General features: G+C 70.7%; 4 protein-coding genes and 1 CRISPR repeat array. Of the genes, 3 read left to right on the forward strand and 1 reads right to left on the reverse strand.

Annotated features, from left to right (window positions below):
* Positions 1-61: 61 nt before the first annotated feature.
* A CRISPR array of direct repeats spans positions 62-2170; the repeat unit is 32 nt; unit sequence GTCGCGCCCTGCGTGGGCGCGTGGGTTGAAAC.
* Between the two features lie 34 nt (positions 2171-2204).
* A complete protein-coding gene (locus tag JHD63_RS21220; protein WP_198972787.1) occupies positions 2205-3959 on the reverse strand; it encodes a phosphoethanolamine transferase in 1755 nt (584 codons plus the stop codon).
* A 119-nt stretch (positions 3960-4078) separates the two neighbouring features.
* On the opposite strand from JHD63_RS21220, the gene JHD63_RS21225 reads away from it, so the two are divergent.
* From JHD63_RS21225 to JHD63_RS21235, 3 genes are read left to right on the forward strand one after another with little or no spacing between them, the layout of a single operon-like run.
* Complete coding sequence (locus JHD63_RS21225) at positions 4079-4753, forward strand: response regulator (RefSeq protein ID WP_198972788.1); 675 nt, start codon at positions 4079-4081, stop codon at positions 4751-4753.
* Positions 4750-6174 carry a sensor histidine kinase gene (locus tag JHD63_RS21230; RefSeq protein ID WP_370590607.1) on the forward strand — a complete coding sequence of 475 codons (1425 nt, stop codon included), beginning with the start codon at positions 4750-4752 and terminating at the stop codon, positions 6172-6174. Before JHD63_RS21225 ends, JHD63_RS21230 begins: the two co-directional genes overlap by 4 nt.
* Positions 6171-6581 (forward strand): diacylglycerol kinase, encoded by a 411-nt coding sequence (locus tag JHD63_RS21235; RefSeq protein WP_198972789.1) that lies wholly within the window; start codon positions 6171-6173, stop codon positions 6579-6581. Before JHD63_RS21230 ends, JHD63_RS21235 begins: the two co-directional genes overlap by 4 nt.
* Positions 6582-6753: the final 172 nt, after the last annotated feature.

The raw sequence follows: 6753 nt of genomic DNA on the forward strand, positions 1-6753 counted from the left end.
CCTGCGTGGGCGCGTGGGTTGAAACGATCACGGGCTTATCCTGGTGGCGCCAGATGACCTGGTCGCGCCCTGCGTGGGCGCGTGGGTTGAAACGGCGAAGGCAATCCCGATCGCATGGCGCTGCACCGGTCGCGCCCTGCGTGGGCGCGTGGGTTGAAACAAGTCGGAGCCGGCGGGCGTGTTGGCGAATTGGGGTCGCGCCCTGCGTGGGCGCGTGGGTTGAAACTCGAACAGGTCTCCCACCTGTTGCCGATGCAGCGCGTCGCGCCCTGCGTGGGCGCGTGGGTTGAAACAGTCAACACAAGACCGAGGCGTTCAGCAGATACCGTCGCGCCCTGCGTGGGCGCGTGGGTTGAAACATTTCGCGCACGCCGATGATGTTGATCACGCCCAGGGTCGCGCCCTGCGTGGGCGCGTGGGTTGAAACCTACTGGTACGGCAGCAGCAGCACGCAGACGCTGGTCGCGCCCTGCGTGGGCGCGTGGGTTGAAACCTGGACGAGATCACCGAGGATGACCGCGCGGGCAAGGTCGCGCCCTGCGTGGGCGCGTGGGTTGAAACTGCACCGAAGAGCTGAAACGGAACATGGCCGTGGGCGTCGCGCCCTGCGTGGGCGCGTGGGTTGAAACGTCCCATGTCGGCAAAAGGGACGGGTCCGCACCGGTCGCGCCCTGCGTGGGCGCGTGGGTTGAAACCGGCGCGATCACCGACCTGTGGGGCGGCAACCTGGTGTCGCGCCCTGCGTGGGCGCGTGGGTTGAAACCTTGAATGCCTTCGACAAGCCGCCAAACGTCACGGGTCGCGCCCTGCGTGGGCGCGTGGGTTGAAACTCGGGCGGCAAGCGCGACGCCCTCACCAACGGCCAGGGTCGCGCCCTGCGTGGGCGCGTGGGTTGAAACGACATCGACCAGCAGATCCTGCGTGCGCAAGGCAGTCGCGCCCTGCGTGGGCGCGTGGGTTGAAACTTGTCCGACTCCTCGGGCTCCTTGCGAACGGCCTTGGTCGCGCCCTGCGTGGGCGCGTGGGTTGAAACCTCGCAGTGGGCGATGGTGGCGCCAAACGCGATGGTCGCGCCCTGCGTGGGCGCGTGGGTTGAAACACAGCCGCCAGCTCCGCCTGCAGGCGCTGGATGGGTCGCGCCCTGCGTGGGCGCGTGGGTTGAAACTGGCCGCTCCAGGCGATGACGTTGTCGTCACGCCCGTCGCGCCCTGCGTGGGCGCGTGGGTTGAAACTCGGCGAACTCAGGGTCTACCTTCTCGGCCGCGGCGTCGCGCCCTGCGTGGGCGCGTGGGTTGAAACCCTTCGCGCTTCGTCGCGGGCTTGGCACAGCCGGCGGTCGCGCCCTGCGTGGGCGCGTGGGTTGAAACGGCTGGGGCCGCCCTGAACGGACAAGCCCATGAGCGTCGCGCCCTGCGTGGGCGCGTGGGTTGAAACAAGTGCCCGTTGCTCACCGGCAGCGCTATGCCGTGTCGCGCCCTGCGTGGGCGCGTGGGTTGAAACACCTGGTGCCCCTGCTCTTTGCGCCGCTCCGGGTCCGTCGCGCCCTGCGTGGGCGCGTGGGTTGAAACACGTTCGCGACGGCCGACCTGATCCTGCCGCCCAGTCGCGCCCTGCGTGGGCGCGTGGGTTGAAACTCCACGTGATACCCCTCGGCGCGCAGCAATGCCGCGTCGCGCCCTGCGTGGGCGCGTGGGTTGAAACGGTGACCAGGACGGTCTCGCTCGCGCCGAAGTACGTCGCGCCCTGCGTGGGCGCGTGGGTTGAAACCGGGCGATCGCGGCTCTGCGCATCGGGCAGCACCGAGTCGCGCCCTGCGTGGGCGCGTGGGTTGAAACGTGAGCTTGGCCGCGGAGCGGCTGGAGACAGAGCCGGGTCGCGCCCTGCGTGGGCGCGTGGGTTGAAACGAGCAACGCAAGGACGCGATGGTGCGCAACCTTGTCGCGCCCTGCGTGGGCGCGTGGGTTGAAACTACGTCCGTACCGGAGGCCCACTATGACGATCACCGTCGCGCCCTGCGTGGGCGCGTGGGTTGAAACCACAGACCAGGGATGTACTCGATGTGGCCCTGGTGTCGCGCCCTGCGTGGGCGCGTGGGTTGAAACCTCGACACGGCCACGGGGCTCCCGATCACGCCGAACGTCGCGCCCTGCGTGAGCGCATGGATTGGAAACAGCCGCGCCGTGCGCGGCGCAGCTGGCAAATTCTCACCCCGCCGTCGTTCTGCAGCGCTCGAAAGCATCCAGTTCGGCCCGATACGTGGGCGTCTGCACGTCCAACATGCCCAGTACGGAGTGGTACAGGTTGTCATGGGTGAGGGCGCGGCTGCGCTCGGCGGTGAGGCAGGTGCGGCTGGTGTGGCCGCGCTGGGCGAAGGCGTCTGCCATCCACAGCACCATGGGCACGTGCTTTTGCACCTCGGGGGCGAAGGCGTAGGGCACTCCGTGCAGGAACAGGCCGTACTCGCCAAGGGACTCGCCGTGGTCCGACAGGTACAGCATGCTGGTGGCGTAGTGCCCGCTTTGGGCCTGCAGCCAGTCGATGGTGCGGGCCAGAAAGTGGTCGGTCTCGGCGATGGAGTTGTCGTAGGCGTTGATCAGCGCGTCGTGGTTGCATTGGTCGAGCGCATGGGTGGTGCATTCGGGCAGGAAGCGCTTGGCGGCGGGGGATGAGCGGCGGTGGTAGGCCGGGCCGTGGCTGCCCATCTGGTGCATGACCAGCACCACGCCGCGCGCGCGGCGCTCGGCCGGCAGCGCGGCGATGCGCTGGTCCAGGCCGGCGAGCATGACCTCGTCCAGGCACTCGCCGTCGCGGCACAGCCGCGCCGCGGCCTCGGCTGCGGGCGGATAGGGGTCGCTGGTGGAGGCATGGGGCACCCGGTCGCACACGCCCTTGCAGCCGGCCTGGTTGTCCAGCCAGAGCACGCCCAGGCCTGCGGCCTGCAGCACGTCCAGCAGCCCCTCGGATTCCGCCTTGCGCTTCTCGAAGCCGATCTTGCCGAGCGGCGAGAACATGCAGGGCACCGAAGCGAGCGTGTTGGTGCCGCAGGAGTGCACGTTGGGGAAGCTGGTGACGCCGCGCCGCGCCAGCTCGGGCGTGGTGTCGCGCTCGTAGCCGTTGAGGCCGAAGTGGTCGGCGCGGGCAGTTTCTCCCACCACCAGCACGAACAGCGGCGGGCGTGCGGCGGCGCCGGCGGCGGCATAGCTCGGGCCCAGCCGGGTGCCGGCCGTGATGCTCACGATCTTTCCATCGCCGCGGTGGCGCCAGGGCTTGATGGCTGCGGCGATGCTGGAAGTCACGCTGGCGAGCGGGTTGATCATGTAGCGCAATTGCGTGTGGTTGCGCATCAGCGGTGCCAACTCGCGGTACATGCCCAGGGCCGCGCCGATGGTGGCCGCCAGCAGCACGACGAAGAGCACGCCATTGCGCCAGAGGTGGCCCCAGGCGCCGGCGGGCCGCAGGCGCAGGCGGGCCAGCCACAGCGCCGGCAGGCCGGCGACGAGCAGCAGTTGCCCCGGCAGGCCCCAGCCCAGCAGGTCGCGCGCTTCGGTGGCGTTGGTCTGCATCACGTTGCCGATCATGGACGGATCGATCACGATGCCGTAGGCGAGCATGTAGTGCTGCGCCGCACCGGCCACCAGCAGCAACGCCAGTGCGCCGATCTTGAAGACGCGCGGCCAGGCCAGCAGCACCAGCAGCGCGGCGGTGGCGCCCATCACTAACAGCGCGCCGCCGAGCGGCAGCCAGAAGGGCCGCGACCCGAGCTCGCCCTGGCCGGCCAGGCGGTACAGGGCGCGCCACAGTGCCAGGTTGCCGGCCAGGGTGAGCCACAGGGCCAGCAGCAGGGCGGCGGCGCGCGGCGAGCGCGGGCGGGAGAGGGCGTTGCGCAGGCGCTGCGGGACAACGGATGATGGCGACGCGGGCGCCTGCACCAGAGGCAAGGTCAACGAGGGTTCGGGCATGCGGCGCAAGTTAACCAACCAGGGTGAAAACAACCTGAACGAAGAGGTCAGCTTCCGTTCAGACTCCGCGGCAACACGCCCTACACTGGGCCGTCCGAAAGCTCTGCGAGGCCCTTCGCATGCGTATCCTGCTCGTCGAGGACGATGCACACCTGTCCGATGCCGTGTGCGGCTACCTGCGCGCCAAATCCTTCGTGGTCGATGTGGCCGACGGGCTGGCATCCGCGCGGGCGGCACTGGCCGGGGCGCACTACGCGGCGGTACTGCTGGACCTGCACCTGGGAGACGGCGACGGCCTGTCGCTGATGCCGGCCCTGCGCGCGCTGTCGGACCGGCCGCTGATCATCGTGCTGACCGCGCGCGACCAGGTCAGCGACCGCATCCGCGGGCTCGATGCCGGCGCCGACGACTACCTGGTCAAACCCTATGACCCGGGCGAGCTGCTGGCGCGGCTGCGGGCCATCGAGCGCCGCCGCGGCGGCGGCGATACGCCGGTGCTGCGCCTGGGCGCGCTGGAGATCGACCTGTCGCGCGATACGGTGCGCAAGGACGGCGCGCCGGTGCTGCTCACCGCCAAGGAATGGGCGCTGCTGCGCGTGATGGCCACCCGGCCGGACCGCATCCACACCCGCGAGACGCTGCAGGACGCGCTCTACGGCTTCGACAGCGAGACCGACAGCAACACGCTGGAGGTGTTCATCAGCCGGCTGCGCCGCAAGCTCGGGCGCGAGTACATCCAGACCCTGCGCGGCCTGGGCTACCGCCTGTCCCATGCGCCGGAGGAGGCCGAGTGAGGGCCGCCCCCGCTTTGCGCACGGCAGAGGCCCTGCGCCTGCGCGGCGAGCAGGCCGACACCCTGGCGCGGCGGCTCACGCGCGTGCTGCTGCTGTGGGTCACGGCGGTCTGGATCCTGTGCGTGGCGGGCGTGGTGGTGTTCATGCACCGCGAGATCAACCGCAACTTCGACAACGAACTGGAAGAGAGCACCCTGCGCATGATCGACGTGGCGGTGCACAACCTGGACCTGGCCGGCATGCCGCCGCCCGGCGCACCGCCGCTGCTGGAGCCGCAGCCGCTGGCCAGCACCGAGGACCTGGTCTACCGCCTGGTGGACGACAGCGGGCGCGTGCTGCTGCTGCCGCGCGCCGCGCTCAACGCCGGCTTCTTCCAGAAGATCCCGCTGCGCCAGGGTTTCTTCAACAAGGACGGCTGGCGTGTCTTCACGGCCCGGCATCCGACGCGCCCGCTGTTCCTGCAACTGGCCGACCCGCGGCCCGAGCGGCGGCGCGCGGTGCGCCAGGTGCTGCTGGGGCTGGCCACGCCCATGCTCGCGGTGCTGGCCGTGCTGGCGGTGCTGCTGGGGGCCGTGGCGCGCCGCGAACTGCAGGTGCTGCACCGGCTCGAGTCCCAGATCGCCCAGCGCGACGGTGGCGACCTGCGCCCGGTGGACCTGGCCGGCATGCCGCAGGAACTGCGCTCGGTCGGCGAACACCTCAACCGCCTGCTGGAGCGGCTGGCGCAGGCGCTGGACGTGGAGCGCGCCCTGGCGGCCAACGCCGCGCACGAGCTGCGCACCCCGCTGGCGGCGGTGCGCCTGCGGCTGCATACCGCGCTGGAGGGGCCGCTCGCCGCGTCCGACGTGCAGGCCGCGGTGCAGGCGCTGGATGTGCTGAGCCAGCGCACCGAGAAGCTGCTGCAGCTCTCGCGCGCGGAGTCGGCCGCCTCGCGGGTGCAGGCGCCGGTGGACCTGGCGCAGTTGGCGGCCACCGTGGCGCAGGAGTTCTGGCAGGCGCATGAGCCGATGTCGCGGCTGGTGCTGCGCGTGCCCGACGCGCCCCTGCCGCTGGCGCTGGGCGACCTGGACGCGCTGGCCATCGCCCTGCGCAACCTGGTGGAGAACGCGCTGCGCTACGGCGAGGGCAGCCGGGTGGAACTGCTGGTGCTGCCGCCGTGCACGCTGGCCGTGCGCGACCAGGGCCCGGGCGTGGCGCCGGGCCGGCTGGATGCGCTGCGCCGCCGCCATGTACGCGACTCCGCCATGCAGGCAGGGTATGGTCTGGGTTTGTCCATCGTTTCTTCCATCGTGGCGGCCCTGCAGGGGCGGCTGGAGCTGCTCTCCCCCCTGCCCGGCGGCGCGCGCGGCTTCGAGGCGCGCATCCACCTGCAGCCCGCGCCTGCGTCCGCCACCTCGATTCCTGCCCACGTCGTGCCATGACCAGTCCCGAATCCTCCGCTTCCAACGATGCCGCGGCCGAGCACAAGACTCGGCGCGGGCTGCGGCGCCTGCTGCATGCCACCGGCTATTCCCTGCAGGGGCTGGCCGCCGCCTGGGAGGAGAAGGCGTTCCGCCTGGAAGTGACGTGGGCCGTGGTCCTGCTGCCCGCGGCCTTCGTGCTGGGCCGCGGCTGGGTCGAGGTGGCGGTGCTGGCCGGCAGCGTGCTCGCGGTGCTGGTGGTGGAACTGCTCAACACCGCGGTCGAGGCCGTGGTGGACCGCGTCGGCCCGGAGTGGCACCTGCTGGCCAAGAAGGCCAAGGACATCGGCAGCGCGGCGGTGCTGCTGAGCGTGCTGTTCTGCGCCGCGGTCTGGATCGCGGCCCTGGCCCATCGGCTGGGGGGTTGAGCGCCGAGTTTTTGCTATCTAATAGATAGCTGAAAGCCCAGGCATCCAGGGCAATCGCATCTAACCAGAGCCCCCCATCCCCAGAGCCGCTCCCATGCCCATGAGGTGCTCCAGATAGGGCAGGCTCCAGCCAGCGCGCTTGCGCTTGGCCTGCAGCCCGAGCTTCACCGAG

The sequence above is a fragment of the Xylophilus sp. ASV27 genome (assembly GCF_016428875.1).
In the GTDB taxonomy this organism is placed as follows: Bacteria; Pseudomonadota; Gammaproteobacteria; order Burkholderiales; family Burkholderiaceae_C; genus Xylophilus.